At 45.6% G+C, this 22,002-nt stretch carries 16 protein-coding genes and 1 tRNA gene; 14 read left to right on the top strand and 3 right to left on the bottom strand.

Annotated elements, in window-relative coordinates:
- Positions 1–5: 5 nt before the first annotated feature.
- Complete coding sequence (gene aceB / locus MF542_RS07945) at positions 6–1,616, bottom strand: malate synthase A (protein WP_247017730.1); 1,611 nt, start codon at positions 1,614–1,616, stop codon at positions 6–8.
- A 183-nt stretch (positions 1,617–1,799) separates the two neighbouring features.
- On the opposite strand from aceB, the gene MF542_RS17790 reads away from it, so the two are divergent.
- From MF542_RS17790 to MF542_RS07895, 10 genes are all read left to right on the top strand, one after another.
- Positions 1,800–3,236, top strand: a complete 1,437-nt coding sequence (locus MF542_RS17790) for a helix-turn-helix domain-containing protein (protein ID WP_247017728.1) — start codon at positions 1,800–1,802, stop codon at positions 3,234–3,236.
- A 170-nt stretch (positions 3,237–3,406) separates the two neighbouring features.
- Complete coding sequence (locus MF542_RS07935) at positions 3,407–4,801, top strand: L-serine ammonia-lyase (protein ID WP_247017726.1); 1,395 nt, start codon at positions 3,407–3,409, stop codon at positions 4,799–4,801.
- Positions 4,802–4,973: 172 nt separating this feature from the next.
- Complete coding sequence (gene acs, locus MF542_RS07930; protein ID WP_247017724.1) at positions 4,974–6,911, top strand: acetate--CoA ligase; 1,938 nt, start codon at positions 4,974–4,976, stop codon at positions 6,909–6,911.
- A gap of 9 nt (positions 6,912–6,920) precedes the next feature.
- A complete protein-coding gene (locus MF542_RS07925; RefSeq protein ID WP_247017722.1) occupies positions 6,921–7,301 on the top strand; it encodes an MGMT family protein in 381 nt (126 codons plus the stop codon).
- Positions 7,302–7,461: 160 nt separating this feature from the next.
- The gene (locus tag MF542_RS07920) at positions 7,462–7,980 is read left to right on the top strand and encodes a hypothetical protein (protein ID WP_247017720.1); all 519 of its coding nucleotides are present in this window, start codon (positions 7,462–7,464) and stop codon (positions 7,978–7,980) included.
- A 74-nt stretch (positions 7,981–8,054) separates the two neighbouring features.
- Positions 8,055–8,819, top strand: coding sequence for a metallophosphoesterase (locus MF542_RS07915; RefSeq protein ID WP_247017718.1), 765 nt, complete (start codon positions 8,055–8,057; stop codon positions 8,817–8,819).
- Positions 8,820–8,991: 172 nt separating this feature from the next.
- Positions 8,992–10,269 (top strand): outer membrane beta-barrel protein, encoded by a 1,278-nt coding sequence (locus MF542_RS07910; RefSeq protein ID WP_247017716.1) that lies wholly within the window; start codon positions 8,992–8,994, stop codon positions 10,267–10,269.
- A 62-nt stretch (positions 10,270–10,331) separates the two neighbouring features.
- Positions 10,332–10,871 carry a polysaccharide biosynthesis/export family protein gene (locus MF542_RS07905; protein WP_247017714.1) on the top strand — a complete coding sequence of 180 codons (540 nt, stop codon included), beginning with the start codon at positions 10,332–10,334 and terminating at the stop codon, positions 10,869–10,871.
- 17 nt (positions 10,872–10,888) lie between these two features.
- Entirely contained in the window at positions 10,889–13,165 is a 2,277-nt protein-coding gene (locus tag MF542_RS07900; RefSeq protein WP_247017712.1) for a GumC family protein, read from the top strand.
- A gap of 13 nt (positions 13,166–13,178) precedes the next feature.
- Positions 13,179–13,826, top strand: a complete 648-nt coding sequence (locus MF542_RS07895) for a hypothetical protein (protein ID WP_247017710.1) — start codon at positions 13,179–13,181, stop codon at positions 13,824–13,826.
- 50 nt (positions 13,827–13,876) lie between these two features.
- Here the strand turns inward: MF542_RS07895 and MF542_RS07890 are convergent.
- A tRNA-Ser gene (locus MF542_RS07890) sits at positions 13,877–13,966 on the bottom strand.
- A 593-nt stretch (positions 13,967–14,559) separates the two neighbouring features.
- Between MF542_RS07890 and MF542_RS07885 the strand changes: the two genes are divergently transcribed.
- The gene (locus tag MF542_RS07885; RefSeq protein ID WP_247017708.1) at positions 14,560–14,952 is read left to right on the top strand and encodes an energy transducer TonB; all 393 of its coding nucleotides are present in this window, start codon (positions 14,560–14,562) and stop codon (positions 14,950–14,952) included.
- A gap of 311 nt (positions 14,953–15,263) precedes the next feature.
- Here MF542_RS07885 and MF542_RS07880 read toward each other — a convergent pair whose 3' ends face one another.
- Positions 15,264–17,549 (bottom strand): methyl-accepting chemotaxis protein, encoded by a 2,286-nt coding sequence (locus MF542_RS07880; protein ID WP_247017705.1) that lies wholly within the window; start codon positions 17,547–17,549, stop codon positions 15,264–15,266.
- A gap of 334 nt (positions 17,550–17,883) precedes the next feature.
- On the opposite strand from MF542_RS07880, the gene MF542_RS07875 reads away from it, so the two are divergent.
- The 3 genes from MF542_RS07875 (at position 17,884) to MF542_RS07865 (ending at position 21,995) form a co-directional block, all read left to right on the top strand.
- A complete protein-coding gene (locus tag MF542_RS07875) occupies positions 17,884–19,059 on the top strand; it encodes a BaiN/RdsA family NAD(P)/FAD-dependent oxidoreductase (RefSeq protein ID WP_247017703.1) in 1,176 nt (391 codons plus the stop codon).
- A gap of 725 nt (positions 19,060–19,784) precedes the next feature.
- Positions 19,785–21,026 (top strand): alginate export family protein, encoded by a 1,242-nt coding sequence (locus tag MF542_RS07870; RefSeq protein ID WP_247017702.1) that lies wholly within the window; start codon positions 19,785–19,787, stop codon positions 21,024–21,026.
- Positions 21,027–21,086: 60 nt separating this feature from the next.
- A complete protein-coding gene (locus tag MF542_RS07865) occupies positions 21,087–21,995 on the top strand; it encodes a hypothetical protein (protein WP_247017699.1) in 909 nt (302 codons plus the stop codon).
- Positions 21,996–22,002: the final 7 nt, after the last annotated feature.

The raw sequence follows: 22,002 nt of genomic DNA, 5'->3' as shown, positions 1-22,002 counted from the left end.
ATCTGTTACTGAATACGAGCGTAAGCAGGTGTTGTAAGGAACTCTTCCAGCTTGTCGGCGAAGGCTAGTTCGAGGAACAGCTCGCCTGCTTCCGCAAGTCTGCTGTTCTCGAACTTGTCCTGGCCTAAGGACTCTTTCATTTTCATAAGCTCATCGTCATAAAGCTCACGGATCATGTCTTTGGTAACGGTTCTGCCGTCTGCCAGCTCCGCGCTATGAAGCAGTTGCTGCCAGATTTGCGTACGGCTGATCTCTGCCGTAGCGGCGTCTTCCATTAGGTTATAAAGTGGTACAGCACCGCGGCCTTCGAGCCATGCAGCAGTATACTGGATGCCAACGCGGATGTTCTCGCGCACACCGTTTTCGGTTGCCTGACCTTTGTGGGGAGCTAGCAAATCTTCACGTGTGATTTCCAAATCTTCGCGCAGACGGTGGATTTGGTTCGGGCCTTTCATCAAGCTATCAAATACTTCCTTGGCAGTTGCTACCATGCCTGGGTGTGCCACCCATGTTCCGTCATGACCAAAGCTTGCTTCACGGTCTTTGTCGGCTCGAACTTTATTGAAGGCGATTTCGTTTGCTGCTTCATCATTTTTTACAGGGATCTGTGCAGCCATACCGCCCATCGCGTGGGCGCCTCGCCGGTGGCAGGTTTTAATAAGTAAAAGCGAATAAGCTTTCAGGAAGGCTTCACCCATCACCACCTGCGACCGGTCCGGCAACAAATAATCGGCGCTTTTGCCGATGCGTTTAATGTAGCTGAAAATATAATCCCAGCGGCCACAGTTCAGCCCTACAATATGATCTTTGAGCGCATGAAGAATTTCATCCATTTCAAAGGCGGCAGGTAGTGTTTCAATAAGAACCGTTGCTTTAATAGTGCCGTGCTTGAGGCCGAGGAATTCTTCTGCATAGGTGAAAACATCATCCCACAGTTTGGCTTCCTTATGGCTTTCCATTTTTGGCAGATAGAAGTATGGACCAGTGCCTTTATTAATAAGTTCGCGGGCATTGTGGAAAATATATAAGCCAAAATCAAAGAGAGATGCTGACATTGGCTCACCGCCGAATTCTGCATGGGCTTCCAGCATATGCCAACCACGTGGGCGCACCTTAAAGGTGGCAGTTTCTTCGTTCATAACATAGTTTTTGCCAGTGTTCGGGTCTGTATGCTTCAGCGTATTGCGGGCATAATCCATGCCGTTGATTTGGCCGTTCAGCATATTATCCCATGTTGGCGATGAGGCATCTTCAAAATCTGCCATGAAAACATTGGCGCCTGAATTAAAGGCGTTGATCATCATTTTGCGGTCAACAGGGCCTGTGATTTCAACGCGGCGATCTTGTAGATCATCTGGTGTGCCGAGAATTTTCCAGTCACTCTCACGAATGTCTTTTGTATCTTCAAGGAAATCAGGAAGTTCACCACGATCATATGCCTTTTGGCGTTCTTCGCGAGCTTTTATCAGCTCGCGGCGGCGACCACCAAACCGATTTTCGAGGTCGGTGATAAATGCAAGGGCATCGTCAGTCAGGACTCGCTTGTAAGCGTCTGTAACTGAACCGGTAATCTTAAGCGTTGGCGAAACTGCTGCTCTTTCCGCTGTAGTTTGCATTTGTAAACCTCGTAAAAATCTATTTTGTCCACTCATGTAGCGCTTTTGTTTTCTTGCGCCTTCAGTGTCTATATTTCACGAAAATTACTGAAAACAAATTAATATTGATACAAAAAGTGTTCGATTGTATGTTTTTGTAAAAGTTATAAAGTTAATTTGTAAAAAATGTAAAAGGTATAGTTCGTGTCTGATTTAGCGTCAAAGAAGATATTCGCAGGCCCGCGTATTCGCCGTTTACGCCGCGAGTTGGGGCTTTCGCAGTCACAGATGGCATCAGAGCTTGGGTTTTCCACAAGTTACCTTAATCTGGTAGAGCGCAACCAGCGGCCGGTTTCCGCGCAATTTCTTTTGCGGCTCGCAGAGGTGTATGATGTTGAGCTAAGTGCTTTTGCAGGTACTGACGAAGCACGAGCCTTTGCTGATCTTTCTGAAATACTCGCGGACCCTATGTTTAAAGGCCTCGATCTTTCCCGCGGTGAAATGCAGGATATGGCCGATGCCGCCCCTCAGGCGGTTGAGGCTTTCAGTCTTCTTTATAAATCTTTTCAGCAGGCCAAGCAGAGTGCGACAGAGCTTTCCAGCCAGGTGGTGGAGCGTGGTGGTGCGGAGCCTGATGCAATTTTCCCTGTGGACGAAGTGCGTGATTTTATCCATGACAGGAAGAATTACTTTCCAGAACTGGATGAAGCCGCGGAGGCGCTGCATGAAGAATTAGGGTTGCACCGTGATGATGCTTTTATGGTGCTGGCAGGGCGGTTGGATGAAGAGCATGGTATTCGTGTGCGGATTATGCCGTATGAAGTAATGCCTGAAACCTTGAGGCATTTTGATCTGCATCGCAGGCAGCTTTTAATTAGCGAAATGCTTGATGCCAGTACCCGGGTTTTCCAGCTCGCACTTCAAATCGCTATGCTTGAATATCGTCCTGTGGTTTTGCGTATTGGTGATAGTCATAGTTGGCGGACAGAAGAAGCGAGGCGTTTGGTAAGAATTAGCCTGTTTAACTATATCGCAGGTGCTCTTTTAATGCCTTACAGCCGCTTTCTGAATGATGCCAAGGCGCTTAAGTACGATATTGAACATATGTCCCGTCGGTACGGTGCCAGTTTTGAGCAGGTTTGTCATCGATTGACCACTTTGCAGCGCCCTGGTGAGCGAGGGGTGCCTTTCTTTTTTATTAGACTGGATAAGGCTGGGAATGTGTCGAAGCGCTTTTCGGCGGGCCGCTTCCATTTCTCCCGTTTTGGCGGTACGTGTCCGCTTTGGCGGGTGCATGATACTTTCTCAACGCCCGGTAAAATAGATACCCAGATTATCGAAATGCCTGATAACACGAGGTACTTTTCTGTAGCGCGAACGGTGAGCAGGCAAGGCGCGCGGTATGGTGACCCAGATCAGCAGTTAGCTATTGGTTTGGGGTGTGATATCGCTTATGCGCGTGAGTTAATTTATGCTCGGGGGCATGATCTCGAAAATCCTGAAGCAACGCCAGTGGGGCCTAACTGCCGTCTGTGTGAACGCCCAGCATGTCCGCAACGCGCAAACCCGCCGCTTACGAAATCGCTGGTTCTGGATGAGCGGTCGAGAGGGATTTCTGCATACCGATTTTCCCAAGAATAATGTGCGTGTAATTTTATTACGTACTACCAAAGGGCAGTTTTGCTGCTCTTTTTATGTATGCGAAATAATATTTCTTATTTGATGGATTAAATTTTTCCGATTGCCTTACTGCATTTTCCACCATAGCTTGGCGCGCAAATAACAAGAAATTTCTGTGGGGCAACAGAGTAATGAGCACAAGTGTTCTTGATCTTTTCAATATTGGAATTGGGCCATCCAGTTCCCATACCGTTGGGCCAATGCGAGCCGCACGTGACTTTATTGAAAACGTCGAAAAGGCTGGAAATCTGCCAAAAACTGTTCGGGTTGTAACCAAGCTTTATGGTTCGCTGGGGGCAACTGGCCGTGGTCACGGTTCTGATACGGCTGTTCTTTTGGGGCTTCTCGGTGCCTGCCCGCGCGGTGTGGATGTGGAAGCCATTCCTGATATGATTGCAGATATTCGTGTGCGCAAGAATATTTCAATCCTTGGAAAACAGGATATTCACTTCGAGGAAGAAACAGATCTTCAGCTCCTTCCAAGGGAGCGCCTTGATTTTCACCCCAATGGGATGGAGTTCTGGGCATATGCTGAATGCGGTGAAGAGCTTGCCCGGGCGATCTATTACTCTATCGGCGGTGGTTTCATTGTTACCGAACATGAAGCTGAGATGGACCACTTTGAAGAAGAAGTGGTTAAACATCCTTATCCGTTTACGAGTGCACAGGAACTTCTTGAGCGCTGCGGGGAAACGGACCGCCCTATCAGCTGGGTGATGCTGGAAAATGAAAAAGTGACACACTCAGAGGAGCATATTCGCACTTCCCTTCTTGAAATATGGGAAGTGATGAAAGAGTGCGTGCAGCGTGGCTGTTCTCGAGGTGGTGTTATGCCGGGGCTTAAAGTAAAGCGCAGGGCGGCTGAGCTCTACAAGCAGCTTTCAACAAAAGCAGAGGCAGCACTTACTGATCCACTAACTATTCTGGATTGGGTGAACCTATATGCGTTGGCGGTGAATGAAGAAAATGCCGTTGGCGGTAGAGTGGTAACAGCCCCGACCAATGGTGCGGCTGGTATCGTACCTGCTGTTCTTCATTATTACGCCAATTTCGTACCGGGCGCGAATGATGATGGTATTGTTCGTTTCCTCCTTACCGCTGGGGCTGTTGGCCGCTTGTTTAAGGAAAATGCTTCAATTTCTGGCGCTGAAGTTGGATGTCAGGGTGAGGTAGGTTCCGCTTGTTCGATGGCTGCAGCCGGGCTTGCAGAGGTACTTGGTGGTACGCCTGAGCAGGTGGAAAACGCCGCAGAGATTGCCATGGAACATAATTTAGGGCTTACATGTGATCCTATCGGTGGGCTTGTACAGGTACCGTGTATCGAGCGGAATGCTATGGCCTCTATTAAAGCGATCAATGCCGCGCGTTTGGCCTTGAAGGGTGATGGTGAGCACTTCGTAACGCTGGATAAAGTGATCCGTACTATGAGAATTACCGGACGAGACATGCAGTCCAAGTATAAAGAAACGGCCGAAGGTGGCCTTGCTGTTACTGTGCCGATCGCTGCTACAGTGGTAGACTGTTAAAGACATATCAGCATAAAACTACGAAAAAAAGCCGTTGTCTGCGGCTTTTTTTATGTTTCTTTCAGGTGCCTAATCTATCACATCAGTAAAATTGCCGTAGACACCAGCTTTTCATAAATTATGGTATGGTCCTTTGAGGCTGAGGGGCCCTTGCGGAAAGTGGAGGAATGTTATGAGTGAATTAGACCTTGTACCTGTGAAAGATAGTGCGCTTGCGAATACTCTATGTACGAATGAAGAGTATATGGCCAAGTATGAGCGTTCAGTGAAAGACCCGGAAGGGTTTTGGCGTGATGAAGCAGAGCGTATTAGCTGGATGAAGCCTTTCTCTATCGTAAAAAATACCGATTTTACCGGCGATGTTTCTATCAAATGGTTTGAAGATGGCACCCTGAATGCCTGTGTGAACTGTGTTGACCGTCATTTGCCGGAAAAAGAAAATGATACAGCGCTGATTTTTGAGGGTGATGATCCGTCCGAGAGTGCGCATATCACCTATGGTGAGCTTCTGGGCCATGTCAGTAGGTTTGGTAATGTTCTGAAAAAACAGGGCGTGAAAAAAGGTGACCGGGTTACCATTTACATGCCGATGATCCCTGAAGCGGTTTATGCGATGTTGGCATGTGCTCGGATTGGGGCTGTGCATTCTGTGGTGTTTGGTGGTTTCTCTCCTGATGCGCTCGCTGGTCGTATCCAGAACTGCGAATCTGATTATGTAATCACTGCAGACGAAGGTCTGCGCGGTGCCAAGAAAGTCCCGCTTAAGAAGAATGTGGATGAGGCGCTAAACCAGTGTCCAAACGTGAAAAGTGTGGTGGTGGTGAAGCGTACCGGCGGTGATGTTGGCTGGGTTGAGGGCCGTGATGTTTGGTATCATGAAGAAACAGCACGGGTATCGGCTGATTGCCCGCCTGAAGAAATGAATGCGGAAGATCCACTCTTTATCCTTTACACATCAGGTTCAACAGGTCAGCCGAAGGGGGTGCTGCACACCACAGGCGGTTATATGGTTTGGACCAGCATGACCCATGAGTATGTGTTTGATTATAAAGACGGCGACGTTTACTGGTGTACGGCTGATGTAGGCTGGGTAACAGGCCATAGCTATATTGTTTATGGGCCGCTTGCGAACGGTGCCACGAGCCTTGTGTTTGAGGGTGTACCAACTTATCCGGATGCAGGCCGATTCTGGCAGGTGTGTGAAAAGCACAAAGTGAACATCTTCTATACAGCGCCAACAGCAATTCGCGCTTTGATGCGTGAAGGTGATGAGCCTGTGAAGCGCTATGATCTTTCAAGTTTACGCCTTCTGGGTTCTGTTGGTGAGCCAATCAATCCTGAAGCCTGGGTTTGGTACTATAAAACTGTGGGCGAAGAACGGTGCCCGATTGTGGATACATGGTGGCAGACAGAAACGGGTGGTGCGATGATCACGCCGCTGCCGGGCGCGACTGATCTGAAGCCGGGTTCTGCAACGCGGCCAATGTTTGGTGTGCAGCCTGCGCTTCTGGACGGTGATGGGAATTATCTTGAAGGTGCGATCTCAGGTAATCTGGTGATCACAGACAGCTGGCCTGGGCAAATGCGTACTGTTTATGGGGATCATGAACGCTTTAAACAGACCTATTTTTCCACATATAAGGGACTTTATTTCACCGGTGATGGTTGTCGGCGTGATGAAGATGGCTATTACTGGATTACGGGCCGTGTAGACGACGTGATTAATGTATCAGGCCACCGTATGGGGACTGCCGAGGTGGAATCAGCGCTGGTTGCCCATGAAGGTGTTTCTGAAGCTGCTGTTGTTGGTTTCCCGCATGATATTAAAGGACAGGGCATATATGCCTATGTAACGCCGCCAGTGGGTGTGGAGCCAACAGAGGAGCTTCGCGCTGAGCTTGTGAAGTGGGTACGCCATGAAATTGGCCCAATTGCCACGCCGGATCATATCCAGTTTGCGCCAGGCCTCCCGAAAACGCGGTCAGGCAAGATTATGCGCCGTATTCTTCGGAAAGTAGCTGAAAATGAATTCGGTAATCTGGGTGATACATCTACGCTGGCAGACCCTGCTGTAGTGGATGACCTGATTGAAAACCGCTTAAATCGTTAAGGGTTCGCTGTGCGGCAATACTCCAGCTTTCCCCAGATTTATGAATTGGTGAAGTTAATCCCTGAGGGGAGAGTGGCTAGCTACGGCATGATAGCTAGCCTTGTCACTGGTGCTACCCCGCGCATTGTGGGGTTTGCGATGGCTGGTGTTGGGGCGCAGGATGTGCCGTGGCACAGAGTTATTAATTCTGCTGGAAAAATCAGTGAGCGAGAGGGGGCTGACCGCCAACGCCAGCGGCTTGAAGAAGAGGGTGTGGTCTTTTCAAAAACGGGCAAAATTAAATGGAAAGAATTTGGTTGGTCCGGGCCTGAAGAAGATTGGGCGGAAAAAACAGGTATGGAATTCTTTGAGTTTCTGGAGATAACCGCAAGATGGCCGGTGCATAAGTAGGTTGTATCTTTTCCGCCACAATGCTTGCTTCTGATTGCACGAGAGACAGGATGTTAACCTTTTGTTTTGACTTAAGTGCTTATTTATGAGAAATTAATTCCAATTATTCTTATGCCGATTCTGTCGGCAATGCAAAATTCGTATGAAACGGAGCATTATTATGCGTAAGGCAGTGATTGCAGCGGTATTAACAATGGGGCTTGCTGCGCCTGTGATTTCAACGGCTTCTGAGGCTGTTCAGCCAGTGCCAGCGCTTAGCCAAACTGAGCAAGCTTCTGTTCAAGCTGCAATTAATGCGGTTCTGAATAACCCGAACCTGACAGCGGCACAAATTCAGGCGCAGATCGCGGCGATTGTTGCAAGCTCATCTAACCCGGGTGCTGCTGCGTCGCTTGTAACAGCTTCGACGTCTGGTGCTTCTAATACCGTTCAAGCTGCTGTTGGTGCGGGCCTAGCGCAAGCAGCGACTACGCTTCAAACAACAAACCCGGGTGCTGCTGCTTCTGTTCAGACGGCGGTTGCCTCTGCTCCAGCGGCGGTTCGTAGTTCTTATACATCGAACGTTGGTCGTACAGGTACTACACCAACAACGCCGCTTACTGTTGTGATTCCAACAATCCCGACAATTCGCACTGTTGTTGTTGAGCCTTCACAGTCTCAGACTGGTAGCGGTACCTAATACAGTAGTTTACATAGTTTCTGAAAAAGGCGAGGATATCCTCGCCTTTTTTGTTTGTGAGTTTGGTGGATTAGATGGGTTTGTTTTCGAATATCTTTGGCAAAAAGCATGTGGACGAAGAAGTATTTCGGGTGCCGGATGGTGAGCTTGTTTATGCTATTGGGGATATTCACGGTCGGGCTGACCTGCTGGAAAAACTGCTCAAGCAAATCTTCGCTGATATTGAGGCTCAAGGAAAAGGTTTCAAGGTAACACTAGTGTTTCTCGGGGATTATATTGATCGCGGATTTCATTCAAAGGAAGTGATAGACATTCTAGTGCGGTTACAGCGAGAGATGGAAAATGTGGTTTGTCTTGCTGGAAACCACGAAGATATGCTCCTTCAATTTCTCGATGATCCGCTTAGCAGCGATATTTGGCTGCAGGTTGGTGGTGTAGCGGCACTCGCAAGTTATGGTATTTATCTGCCTGATGCGCCTGAGGCGAATGATTTGATGAATGCCAGTAACCAGCTCTCAGATTTACTGCCCCGAGATCATTTAAAGTTTTTCCGTGCGTTGAAAGAGCATCACCAGATTGGTGACTATTATTTTGTGCATGCCGGCGTGCGCCCTGGGGTGGTGCTTGATGCACAGTTACGCGAAGATAAGCTTTCAATCAGACAGGAATTTACAGAGGCCCGCTGCCGGTACGGTGTGAAGATTGTACATGGTCATTCGGTGGTGCGTTCAGCAGAGATCCTTGCAAACAGAATTGCAATTGATACGGGTGCGTTTGCCACAGGAATGTTAACCGCAGGAGTGTTTTCCCAAAACCGGGTGCGGTTTCTAACAACCTGATTGTTTGTGAATGTTGTTTGCTAGCAACAGCAGCTATTTTTTTGATATTCATAGACTATTTACATTTATTATAGTATGTATTTTCAGGATTTGTATGTCATTTTAGTATTTATGTGATTCAGTTTATAAGATTTGATGGCTTCGGCTGTCCTAGCCAATTGGGGTTAAAAAGATGAAAAGTACGGTATTGAAACTTGCAGCGACAGCTCTTCTAGGTAGCACAGCTATGGCAACAGCAGCTTTCGCTCAGCAAAGCGATGAGCAAGTGCAATCTGTTTTCGAACGCTATCGTCCAGACTATACATCTGTTGGTATTCGTACTGGCAGTTTTATTTTCTCTCCGACTATTGGCGCTGAGGGTAAGTTCAACAGCAATATCTTTGCCCAAGATAATGATAGTGTAGATACAACAGACGATTTTATCGCTGTGATTAAGCCATCGCTTGCACTGGTTTCTGATTGGAACCGTGGTTTCCTTAGCTTGACGGCCGACGCAGATATCGCGCGTTATGCAGACAACAGCACAGAAGATTTTGAAGATATTCGTCTTAATGCGCAGAGCCGTATTGATATTACACGTGGTTCCAATATTACCTTTAACGTAGGGTATTCAGACCTGCACGAGGATCGTGGTGCTCCTGACTCAAATGGTCAGCAGGATCGTCCTACAACGTTTTCTATTTTCTCAACAGATGTTGGTTATACACGTGATGAAGGTCTAGTATCTTTTGCGGTTACGGGTAGCTATGAGAACTTTGATTTTGATGATACAGGCCTTGTTGGCGGTGGTATCTTTAACAACGATGATCGTGACCGTGAGAGAACGGAAGGTACTGTTCGTGTTGGATATGACCTGAACGAAGATTACGAAGCGTTCGTAAAGTTTGCAGCACTTAAAGTTAAATATGACGATAGCCGTGAAGATGGTGGCCCACTTCGGGACTCTGATGGTTGGTCTGTTGTTGGTGGTGCAGCGTTCGACCTTGGTGGTAAATCCGAAGGTGAATTTTACGTTGGTTACCAGAAGCGTGATTTTGATTCAGCCTCTCTAGGCGACTCTTCAGAGTTTATTTTTGGTGCCTCTGTCCTTTGGGCGGCAACGGGTTTGACATCTGTTAAGCTTGGCGTGGACCGTGATGTGAATGAAACCACTGTTGGCCAGAATGGACTGTTTGCTTCCGGTACACTTGATACTTCTTTCTCTCTACGCGCTGAACATGAACTACAACGTAATGTTCTACTAGGCGCTGATGTTTCCTATACAAAGCAGGATTATATTGGTGTAGGCCGTGAGGATGATGTTTATCTTGTAGGCGCTGAGGCGAAATATTTGATGAACCGTCTGCTTTCTATGAAAGCTTCTTATAATTTTGAAAAGCGTAACACAAACGCCGACCAGCAAGATTATAACCGCCACGTATTTATGGTGGGATTGACTGCTGCATGGTAGTCAAATCGCAAACGACATGTTAAGTTGCTTTGAGTTAGATTAACATTGGAACGTTTGCAGCTATGATTAGACAAGTTATTGTATCAATGCTGACAGCGATCGTTTTTTCGATCGCTGTTTTTGCTCAACAAGATACCCCTTCATTGCGTTATCAATTAGGATCAGGCGATGAAATCAAGATAACTGTTTATGGTGAAGAAGATCTGTCTGGTGAATTTGAAATTGATGGATCTGGCAGCATTTCGATACCACTTATTGGTTCTGTCACTGTTGGCGGCAAAAATTTAAAGACAGCGGAAAAACTAATTACAGAACTATTGGCTGATGGCTATTTAATTTCTCCGCGTGTGAGCATTGAAGTGCTTAATTATCGCCCGTTTTATATTCTGGGCGAAGTTGATGAACCTGGAAGCTACCCTTATGTAAATGACATGACAGTATTAAACGCTGTTGCGTTAGCCTCAGGGTTTACATACCGGGCAAACAAAAAGAAATTTGAAATTACTCGTAAAGTTGGCGGCAAAGAAGAAAAAATAACCGTTGATATTACTGCTCAAGTTTTGCCTGGCGATATTATCCGCATTGCGGAACGTTTCTTTTAAATATTTGGATTTAGTGCATGTATGATAACAATCTGAAGCAGGGTATCTCGCCAGAGAACAGATCGTTTGAACAGCCAGTGGTTGATAGTGATACGATTGAAATTCGGGCACTGTTCATGACGTTATGGCGTAGAAAATGGGTTATCGCTAACACGGCTATTTTCTTATTGGCCATCGCTTTTATTATTCTTGTTCAGTTAACTCCTAAATATACTGCTAGCAGTCTTTTGGCTATCGAATCCCGGCAAAGTAGCGTAGTTGATCTTGAAGCCGTTATGTCCGGTGTTGGCACTGATGTAGCAGCCATTAAAACAGAAATTGATGTTCTTCAATCACGACGCTTAGCAGGCAAATTGGTTGATAAGTTAAACCTGACAAGAGACAAAGAGTTTAACGCTGGATTGATACCATCTGGTGGGCTTCTCTCTTTTCTTAATCCGCTTAATTATCTACCTGAAAGTTGGTCTAATGCCATTTTGGGCAAACAGGAAGATACGCGCACTCCTGATGAAATAGCTGCAGCCACACGAACTGATGTTATTGATGCAGTTTTGAGCAGATTGTCAGTAAATAATGCAAGGTTATCATACAGTATTACAATTGCGTTTGAGTCAGAGAGCCCCAAAAAAGCAGCCTTGCTTACAAACACTTTGGCCGATTTGTACCTGGATGATCAGCTGGAAGTAAAGTTTGAGGCCACACAGCGGGCAAACGACTGGCTAAATACAAGAGTTTTCGATCTAAGGCAAAATGTCCGGGAGTCTGAGCGTAAAGTACAAGACTTCAGGGAAACCAACCGCCTTGTTCAAACAAGTGCAGCAGGATTGGTTAATGAACAACAGTTAGCGCAGCTTAATAATCAATTGATTGAAGCAAAAACTGATTTAGCGCGAGCTGAAGCAAGGCAGGAGCAAATCAGGCAAACTATCGCTAGTGGCCAAGATGTTTCAACGAGCGGTTTAGCGGAGGTTATTCAATCTACTTTGATTGGCCGCCTGCGTGAACAGGAAGCCGAGGTTTTGAGACGTAGGGCGGAGCTTGGTACGCGTTATGGACCCAAGCACCCTCGCATGAAAAATGTTGAAGCTGAGGTTTTGGATATTAATCAGAAGATTGAGGCTGAAACACAAAAGGTAATCAATAGTATCAGTAACGAAGCTGAAATTGCAGCTATCAGGGTGCAGACACTGGAGAAGAACCTTGAAGAACTTTCTGTTCAAAGTATTCAGGTAAATCGTGCTCAGGTTCAACTGCGGGAGTTAGAGCGCGAAGCGGAAGCAAATAGGGTTCTTTTGGAAACATTTTTGACCCGATTTAAGGAAACATCTAGTCAGGATGGTTTGCAGCAGGCGGATGCGCGAATTATTTCAGCGGCTGATGTCCCAACAGAAAAATCATTCCCAAAAACAATGTTGGTGCTTGGGTTAGCTGGGTTTGTTGGTGTTGGTCTTGGAGTAGGCGTTGCCTTCCTTCTAGAGGCACTAGATAACGGATACCGGAATTTTGATATCTTAAAACAGGATATTGGTATTAAGGGGCTGGGTATGGTTCCTCTTCTCAATAAGGGTAATCTCAAGCTCCAGCGTCCTGAAGAATATCTGCTGTCTAAACCAACCAGTTCGTTCGCTGAGGCACACCGTAATATCCACGCATCTTTGATGTTTAGTGGTTCTGCGGCTGGTGTGGCACCTAAGATACTTGGGATTACCTCTTCTATTCCTGGCGAAGGTAAGTCTACGGTTGCGTTGTGTTTTGCCCACATCCTTGGAAAATCAGGTATGAAGGTCTTGGTAGTTGAGGCAGATATGCGACGTCCAGTTCTGAAGCGCCGTATTGAAATACCTGAGCAATATATTAGCTTAAACGAAGTATTTTCGACGACCACTGATGGTGCGACTAAAAAGGATATCTTCGCGGATCCGAATTCCGGTGTGCATATTTTGTATGCCAATAAAGAAGATGATCCTCAGAGCCTGTTCGCATCGAAATCCTTTGAGCTGTTCCTTCGAGAAGCACGAGAACAGTATGATATGGTGATTGTCGATACCCCGCCGGTTATGGCTGTTTCAGATGTTATTGTGGCGTCTAAGTACTTTGATTCTCTTGCATTCGTTATTCAATGGGAGAAAACGGAAAAGGGTATTGTTAAATCCGCGTTTAAACAGCTACAGCAATTGAATGTACCAGTTGCAGGAGCGATATTAACGCAGGTGAATGTGAAACGCCACCAAGGGTATGGGTATGGTGACCAAGGTTACTATTATGGCACCAAAAGTGGCTATTACACCAATTAACCCTGTATATTAGATGCTTAAATATAACTTAAAAAAAACTATAGCCAGTATCCTTATAGCATTGGGGAGTGTGGCTATAGTTCTTTATTCTTTCCCTTATTTCATGGCGCATGTCTGGATGGCTGTTGGTAACGATGTTTATCATCGGTTGTCGGCTGAAACTGTAACTGTTCAGGAAATTGAGGTGTTTATTGAGAGCCGTGAAAAAGCCATAGAATGGGCGGATCTCTATAAAGCGAAAACAGATCTTACAGTATTACCTTTAGTCTCTGATGCACATCGATTTGAAGCTCTTTCCACCTCAGAAACTCTAAAAGCTTTTCTCGAAGATAACCCTTATAATGCGTTTCTATGGATGCGGCTGAGCGACCTACAGGAGCTGGCTGCAGTACCTGTTTCAGATATTTTAATGTCATGGCGTCAATCATACCAGTATATGCCTTATGAACCACGTATTGCTTATAGCAGGCTGTATAAAGGTTTACGTTTTCGTGAGTTTTTAACTGGGGCGGATAGGTTGCTGGTACGGGGAGAGATTGAAGCCCTGTATAATAGTTATTATCGAACGGCGCTCCGTCAACAAATTCGCCAATATAAGCTTGAGCCGATAGTGGATGAATTCTTAATTGATGAGAAGATGCGCGAGTATTTTCTCTCATAAACGCAATTGACGTTTATGTACTTCTTTGTAGCGATTCTTATAAAAGGATATGGCGGAGTCGAAGGGATTCGAACCCTTGAGGGCGTTGCCACCCAACACGCTTTCCAGGCGTGCGCCTTAAACCGCTCGGCCACGACTCCGCAAAAAAAAATGCTGTTAGAAAAAACAATTATTTGGGATGTACCCACAAAATGTTTCAAGCATTTGTACTTAGCGCCGCGCACTATAGACATCTCATACGTTAAGGCAAGCGGTAAATTATGAAGCGGGTATTTTCTCCCGAACCTGCTGTGAAAATAGAGAATCATATGAAGTTAGTTGAAATAAATCGCAGATTTAATATTCGTCTCCCCTTAGGTTTTTTTTGAAGAACTATTATGAATGAAGCCCTCTATTTAGAATAGAAGATAAATGGCATGCCGTTGCATAAATATTGATACGAGGAAGCATCTAATGGTAATTAGTTGTCTTCATATTTTACTTATTGGTTCTTAGATAAAAGTCTTATACGATCTATAACTGATCAAATAATTTGACCATATGGTCAAGATAAAGAGGATTCTATATTTATTTTAGAGAAAAAGTATTCATGCGAGCGTCTATTTTATTTAAACATTCGTAAAAACATAACTAAAATTGTTAAGTTAACTTCATCTTAACCACGCGCGGTGTCTTTATATTAACCAAAGGCACCATATAATGCGGGTGTAAGGGTACTGAAATGGAGGATTTGATGCCTAAGGGTATTGTAAAACAGAGTCTAGGTAAGGTTGCTAAACTATCGGCAGCTACACTTATTGCAGCGAGTTTCGCAATTGCTGCACCAGTTCAAGCGGATGAGCGCTCTGATTGGACCAAAGCAATTGCTAAGAAAGTGGCAAAAAGCCACGTTTATCCACGTTCCGCAATTCAGCGTGAAATTGAAGGCCGAGCAAAAGTACGAATCACTATTGATCGTGCTGGTGCGATTACCAACTATGAAGTGGTAGAACCAACTGGTAAGAAGGTACTTGATAAAGTTATTCCTCGCATGGTTAAGAAAATGAGCCCTCTGCCAACACCTCCTGGTAGCGTTGGAGATAACGACCTGACGTTTATTCTGCCTATTACTTGGCGTCTGCAATAATTTAAAACTATTAACTGCAGCCTCCATATTCCTTATTAGGGACGGCACAGAAGAATTTCAAAAGCATCAGCCTATTTGGGTTGGTGCTTTTTTATTGCCTGAGTTTGCGTTCATTTGACCAATTTATATGTGACGTGCCCTATTGTCGGCGATTGTAGGCCTTTGAGATCAGTGCATTGGTCTGGGGGCTCGTTATATAGCAAGATTACAGCACTAGGATAACTGGGTACGTTATTTGGCGGGATGTAGCATAAAAAAAGCCCCGCCATGTGAGGCAGGGCTTTTAATTTATTTGCTCAGATTACCAAGCTCTACGCCCGAATAGTTTTCAGGAAGTTTTCTACCTGACCGCGGAGGTCGGTAGACTGCTGTGTAAGCTGCTGCGCGGCACCAAGCACCTGTGTAGCAGCAGCGCCTGTTGATGTAGCGCCCTCATTCACTGCATGGATGTTGGAGGTTACTTCCTCTGTACCGCTGGATACTTCAGAAACGTTACGAGCAATTTCTTGAGTTGACGCATCTTGCTCTTCAACAGCAGAGGCAATGGATACAGAAGTTGATTCGATATCCCCAATAATGCTCTTGATCTCATCCATAGCACGCACAGCGGTATTCGTGGCCTGCTGCATACTACCAACCTGCTCACTGATTTCCTGTGTCGCGTTCGCTGTTTGGTTCGCAAGTGATTTCACCTCAGATGCCACTACTGCGAAACCTTTACCTGCGTCACCCGCGCGGGCAGCCTCAATCGTTGCGTTGAGGGCAAGGAGGTTTGTCTGTTCAGCAATGTCGTTGATAAGCTTCACAACGTCACCAATCTTCTGCGCAGCATCTACCAGCTCAGAAATATCCTTACCAGCATTCTCTGTCCGGTTCACTGCATCACGTGCAGCGGCGCTGGACTGCGTTGTTTGGCCAGTGATCTCACGTACAGAGGCAGATAGTTCCTCTGCTGCACTAGCCACCATCTGAGCATTGCTGCTGGCCATCTGTGCGGCGTTCGCAACTACATTAGATTTCTGAGAAGTATCTTCAGCAGTGGAAGCCATACCACCAGCGGCTGTTTCCATTTCTGAAGCAGAACCAGAAACGCTTTCCACAACGGCCATTACAGATTCTTCAAACTGATCAGCGAGCTTGAGCATTTCGTTACGACGTTCAATGCGAGCCTGTTCAGCTTGTTGTTCGTCACGGATACGGCGTTCTTCGTCTTCGCGGCGTTTCATTTCCGCTTCTTGTTCTTTACGCTGACGCTCTTGCTCTTCCTGCTCACGTTGGCGCGCTTCCATCTCACGGCGTTCCAGAGCGTTATCTTTGAAGACCTGAACGGAATTAGCCATAGAGCCCATTTCGTCATGCTGTTCAGTAAATGGGATATCAATATCCAGATTACCTTGTGCTAATACATCCATTGTATCTGATAGCGCATTAATCGGTCGAATAACGCGGAAGTTTACAATATAGAGTGCACCACCGCCGATAAGAACGACTAGGATCATCAGAAGGATAGATGTCCAGACGCTGCTGGATGCATCATTTACACCTTTTTCATTCAATGCCCGGGCAAGTGTATCAGCATAGCTGTTCATTTGCATTACAGGTTCTTTGGCTGTATTTGCCTGTTCCACCCACTCTTCTGGCGAGATTTCATAGTCTACGAAGATATCACCGTTTTCATCTTCTTCAGCAAAGTCGGAAACATCATAAAGTTCAAAGCGTGTGTTCTCGAACTCATCAAAGAAAACAGTTTGAATATCTTCAAGCATTTTGTTGAGCTGGCCAGCGTTGCTGCTTTGGTCAGCGATCGTCATTGAGTTGGTGAGACCCTGCACACTGCTCCAGGCAGCCTGGCCTTGGCCATTGTAGCTGGCGCCTTGCGATTTACGGATGTCTGAAATCTGTGTACCGCCGGAGATGTTTTCACCAAGGGATGCTGCTTCACGCGTCGCATATTCAACCATCAACCAAAGCTGATGCTTCAATTTCATCACTCGGGAAATTGTGTCATTTCCAAAATCATAATTTTCTTCGAGGTAAGAACGCAGTGTCGCTGCTGCCATGATGAGGTCAGTCATTGGCCCAATTGCTTTACGGCCACTTAGCTCTTTTTCAGAGGACTCGATATCGCTTTCAATTGTTTCCAGCGTATCTTCATAAGCAGTGTATGCATTCTGGAATTCTGTTTTCGCTGATGCAAATTTGGAATTGATAGATTTGTAGAACTCTGGGTTCTTCTCTTCACCTGCAAAAGGAGACAGATTATCAAGAGCGCCAGTGATTTCTTCATAAGCGCCAAGAATAGCGTTATCGTTAATGGTCACTTTGGTGATAAGGCTATCGCTTGCAGCACCTGCGATCCCATACGCAGTATATGTAGCGGTACGTTTATCACCGAGAGCCATTTTGAGTGAAACGATATTATCAATCACCTCATTCAATTGCATGGCTTGTTTCGCTTGTGTTTCTTTTTCAAGCGCATCATTCATGTTGGAAATGGTTAGTCCCAGCACAAATAAGGCAAGAACACTGGTTACTGCGAATAGCAAATTACGGATGCTAAAAATATTGGACTGAGATGTACTATCAAGCGCGGCCATTGTTGAAACTGCCCCTCGTTTACCTAAAATTGAGCCCTGAAAGCTCCTCGAACATCTAATTCATCTACGATTGCGGTTAAAGAAACATAAACACATCGTAAAGAATCTGAATTTTTCTGTGGTTTTTTGCCCAACTCCCCATTGAGCACCCCCTAAAACCGAAAACCATACTAGAGCGGTAAATGAACATAGCAACAGCTAGTTGAGTAAGCGGCGAAATTTCCTTCAGATTCGGGTGAGCAATTAGCGGCGGTGTAAGAGCTTGTGAAAGGTGGATAAATTCAATAAAAGTGCAACGCAGAATAATCTGTTTCTTTATAATATTGGAATTTCCATGTCTGAGTATGATGTCATCATTATTGGCGCAGGTGCCGCGGGGCTGATGTGTGCGTTAACGGCGGCAGGACGTGGGAAGAAGGTATTACTGCTTGAGCATAGCAAGAAAGCTGGCGCAAAAATCCTTATCTCTGGTGGTGGACGATGTAACTTTACCAATATGGATGTGGTACCATCAGCATATTTAAGCCAGAATCCGCATTTCGCAAAATCTGCTCTTAGCCGGTACACCCATTGGGATTTTATTGAACTTATTTCTAAACACGGCGCTACCTGGCATGAGAAGACGCTAGGACAATTGTTTTGTGACCAAGGGGCGGGCAAGATTTTAGATATTCTGCTTACCGAATGTATGACGTCTGGCGTAACTCTGAAAACTGGCGTGAAGGTGGATGCCGTAAGCTATGGCCCAGATAAATATTGGCTGAAAACGTCTGATGGGGCTTTATCTGCGGAAAAACTTGTAATCGCTACTGGCGGTGTGTCAATTCCAAAAATGGGCGCCACAGGCTTTGCTTATGAGGTTGCAGCACAGTTTGGTGTACCCGTTGTTGAGCCAGAACCAGCTTTAGTGCCTCTTGTGTTTGATACAGAAACAGTTGCAGCAATGAAAAGCTTGGCAGGAGTGGCTGCCGATTGTGTTGTTAGCTGTGGTAAAACCGAGTTCCGTGAAAACCTGCTATTTACGCATCGCGGACTTTCCGGGCCAGCTATCCTGCAGATTTCTTCTTATTGGTCTTTAGGGCAAGATATTAAGGTAAACTTGTTACCGAACATTCCTGACGCCTTTGATTGGCTTCGAGAGCAAAAAGCAGAGCGCCCCAAATCTACAGTTAAGGCTGTTTTGAATGAAGTGCTGGCAGAACGACTGGCCGAGGCAATAGCGCTATCATGGCCGGGTAATCTTGCAGATCTACCAAATGTAGCCTTAAAAGAAATTGCTAAACGCTTGTCTGCTTGGCGGTTAACCCCGACGGGTTCTGAGGGCTTCAAGAAAGCAGAGGTAACTCGAGGTGGTGTTAGTACTCAGGCGTTAAGTTCCAAAACTATGGAAGCGAATAACCAAAAAGGGCTATATTTCATCGGCGAATGTGTTGATGTTACCGGATGGCTGGGCGGTTATAATTTCCAGTGGGCTTGGGCTAGCGGCCACGCATGTGCTCAACATTTGTAGAGGTACTTTCTAAAAGAGTGGAACTATTACTGAGCGGTTCTGCCTCCGATATTGCTGCCTAATGAAGCTAACACATAGATTGATCAAAGGCTGTTTGGGCTATCTGCGTCATTGGAGCCAAATCTGATAAAGTTTGGTTGTGATCAAAGAAGACAGCTAGAAAATATAACCTGTTTGATATCGACCATAAGTTATGCCCTTGGATTCCACCTCTTCGCGATATGAATTATGGTAAACAATTTATTAAACCATACCGTGAATCGCAGATGTTTGTTGCATAACTCAATCATGACCAAAACAGTGTGATTTTGCTACTACTTTGGTTGTATATGGAATTTGTTCCGTTTTTGATTCTTTAAAGTAGGTTTATACGACAGTATTTTTGCGTAATTTTACCTTTGAAATAAATTCAATAAGCTGATCACGTTTTTGTGAACTCAAGGATTTGTGTTTTGTCACGGTCAATTTTGCACCTTATGAGCGCGATCAGGAAATTTAGGGGTAAAAGATAGCTAAGCTTACGAAAGCTAAGCATCTTAGAGGGCTTTTCCTTTATAATATTGGGGGTATATCTAGCATGGGTTGTATGAATTGTCCGGCGCTGTCATTCTCGATTTTTAAAGGCCAAGGAACGCCTTTAATAAAACTTTAAGTTATTTCCGAAATACACGAAGAGAACAAAAAATTTTGATTTCAGAAAATCTGAAAAAAACTCAGGGCGAAAAATGGTAAACTTGAATTTATCTAAAATTAGCGTAGCAGCGTTATGTGTGGCAGCAGGGGTGGTGGCACCGCAAGCGTCAGCGAGAGACGGTATTATTGACTTTCTAAAAGAGGGTGAACTTGATCTTTCTCTAAGGCATAGAGTAGAAATCGTTGATCAGGATGCTTTTGATCGCACAGCATCTGCATCAACCCTTCAAACACTTGTTGGTTACAAATCTGCCAAGCTTGCTAATTTCCATGTGTATGGCCAATTCCGTTATGTAACGAACCTGGGTACGAGTAACTTCAATAACACAATTAATGGCAGGACAGATTTACCTGTTGTAGCAGACCCTGAAGCCGCTGAGATTGATCAAGGATATATCGCCTATACAGGTATTCCCGGTACTCTCATTACGGTTGGCCGCCGTAAGCTTGCTTGGGGTAACAAGCGTTTTGTCAGTAAGCTTGTTTGGCGTCAGAACCACCGCTCTTTCGATGGTGTGACACTTGAAACTAAATTGTCTGATAGACTGGATTTCAAATATTCCTACGCTTTCAACGTGAATCGCGCATTCACTAATGATTCCCCGGTTGGGAACTTTGACGCCAACATCCATATGGCAAATTTAGATATTGATCTGGGTACAATTGGTAAAACAACAGTATACGGTTATTCGCTGGATATGAATGACGCGTTTGCGCTGCCGCTTTCTACGCAGACATTTGGTGCGAACTTTACTGGTAAGCAGGCAATTAGCCAGAATGTAAAGATTGGCTATACGCTTGAAGGTGCTACACAAAAGGATATCAAAGATAATCCTTTTGATGTGAGCGTTGAATATTACCGTATTGAGCCAAGCATTCAGGTTGGCGCTTTTCAGTTCCGTGCAGGTCTTGAAGTGTTAGGTGGCGACGGTACCCGTGGTTTCCAGACACCGCTTGCACTGTTGCATGCTTTCAACGGCTGGGCAGATCAGTTCGTTGTGACACCGGCAAATGGTCTGGAAGATTATTATGCCGAGGCAAAGTACCGTTTCAATAATACGGATACGTTCTTTGACGGTATGAATGTAACTGTCGCGTATCATGATTTTTCTTCTGATATTAACGGCCAGCATTATGGTGATGAGTTTAATGCGGCAATCAGTAAGAAACTATTTGGTAAAGTAACGGCTCTAGCGAAAATTGCGGTTTATAATGCCGACGAATTCTCGACAGATACTACCAAATTCTGGTTCCAGCTTTCAGCAAGCTTCTAAATAGATAAACTTTCCTAAAGGGAAGCCTTTTCGCGTGAGCGGGGTTAAATGGTGAAAAGAATGCGTACCTTATTTGTTTCTATCTTCGCAGCTGGGCTGATGATTTTCAGCCCAGTAGTGAAAGCACAAAGTGCAAAACCAGCGGATGTTCTTTTAGTCGTTGATACGGTTAAGGAAGAATTGAAGCTTTTGTTTAAAGCGAGCCTAATGACGGCACCTTCGCTTAAGCGTCTTGAGTTAAATCCGAAACGGCCAAGGCATGTTTATCAGAAAGCCAGAGAGGTTTTTTTGAAGGTGCAGGTATTGCGTCGCTTGAATGGCTTAGACGAAATGCGGTTGCCTGAAGCCCCTACAAGTGAAGTAACACCGGCGAATGTAAGGGATCTTGTTTACGCATCTCGTGATGGTTTGCAGGAGCTTTATCCACTTTACTGGATTGCTGAAGTGAGCGTTGAAGTTCCCAAGAAAAATAACGCATCGCCAACTGATGTATATCAGGGGCTGCAGGGCGTTTCGCAGTTGGTAGATGCACTTGGTATTCCGCCTGTTGTACCAAATGATGTGTATCGTATTGCTCAGGTAATCGAGCAGGATATGGGTAAGCTATATGCGGCACGCATGGGGCAGGCATATAGTGGTAGCCTGCCTGAACCAGCCAGCGGTAAATCTCCAAAGGATGTGTATGAAGCAGAGATGGCGTTCCTCGCAGATTTGAAAGCATTCACTGAGAGTGCTGAAAATGCTGCGATCCCTGCCGGAATTTCTATCCCTCCACAATTTGAAGGCCGTATTACGCCGGGCCGAGTGCTGGAAATCGCAAATTCTGTTCTTGCAGAGGTCGGTTCTTTGAAAGTGTTAGCGGGTGCTGATATGCGCCAGGAATTGCCAGAGCCTCCTGCAGGAAGAACGCCTTCCAATGTTTATGACCGTATTGTAACTGCACACCAGTTACTGCGGGCACTGAAGTAGAGAGTGG

Source organism: Kordiimonas laminariae (assembly GCF_023008165.1).
GTDB classification, from domain to species: domain Bacteria; phylum Pseudomonadota; class Alphaproteobacteria; order Sphingomonadales; family Kordiimonadaceae; genus Kordiimonas; species Kordiimonas laminariae.
This window is presented reverse-complemented; position numbering and strand designations above follow the sequence as displayed.

Coding starts and splice junctions, on each gene's coding strand:
- aceB (WP_247017730.1), bottom strand. CDS start 1,616: ATGCAAACTACAGCGGAAAGAGCAGCAGTTTCGCCAACGCTTAAGATT.
- MF542_RS07915 (WP_247017718.1), top strand. CDS start 8,055: ATGGGTTTGTTTTCGAATATCTTTGGCAAAAAGCATGTGGACGAAGAA.
- MF542_RS07900 (WP_247017712.1), top strand. CDS start 10,889: ATGTATGATAACAATCTGAAGCAGGGTATCTCGCCAGAGAACAGATCG.
- MF542_RS07880 (WP_247017705.1), bottom strand. CDS start 17,549: ATGGCCGCGCTTGATAGTACATCTCAGTCCAATATTTTTAGCATCCGT.
- MF542_RS07870 (WP_247017702.1), top strand. CDS start 19,785: ATGGTAAACTTGAATTTATCTAAAATTAGCGTAGCAGCGTTATGTGTG.
- MF542_RS07935 (WP_247017726.1), top strand. CDS start 3,407: ATGAGCACAAGTGTTCTTGATCTTTTCAATATTGGAATTGGGCCATCC.
- acs (WP_247017724.1), top strand. CDS start 4,974: ATGAGTGAATTAGACCTTGTACCTGTGAAAGATAGTGCGCTTGCGAAT.
- MF542_RS07865 (WP_247017699.1), top strand. CDS start 21,087: ATGCGTACCTTATTTGTTTCTATCTTCGCAGCTGGGCTGATGATTTTC.
- MF542_RS07910 (WP_247017716.1), top strand. CDS start 8,992: ATGAAAAGTACGGTATTGAAACTTGCAGCGACAGCTCTTCTAGGTAGC.
- MF542_RS07885 (WP_247017708.1), top strand. CDS start 14,560: ATGCCTAAGGGTATTGTAAAACAGAGTCTAGGTAAGGTTGCTAAACTA.
- MF542_RS07920 (WP_247017720.1), top strand. CDS start 7,462: ATGCGTAAGGCAGTGATTGCAGCGGTATTAACAATGGGGCTTGCTGCG.
- MF542_RS07895 (WP_247017710.1), top strand. CDS start 13,179: ATGCTTAAATATAACTTAAAAAAAACTATAGCCAGTATCCTTATAGCA.
- MF542_RS07875 (WP_247017703.1), top strand. CDS start 17,884: ATGTCTGAGTATGATGTCATCATTATTGGCGCAGGTGCCGCGGGGCTG.
- MF542_RS07905 (WP_247017714.1), top strand. CDS start 10,332: ATGATTAGACAAGTTATTGTATCAATGCTGACAGCGATCGTTTTTTCG.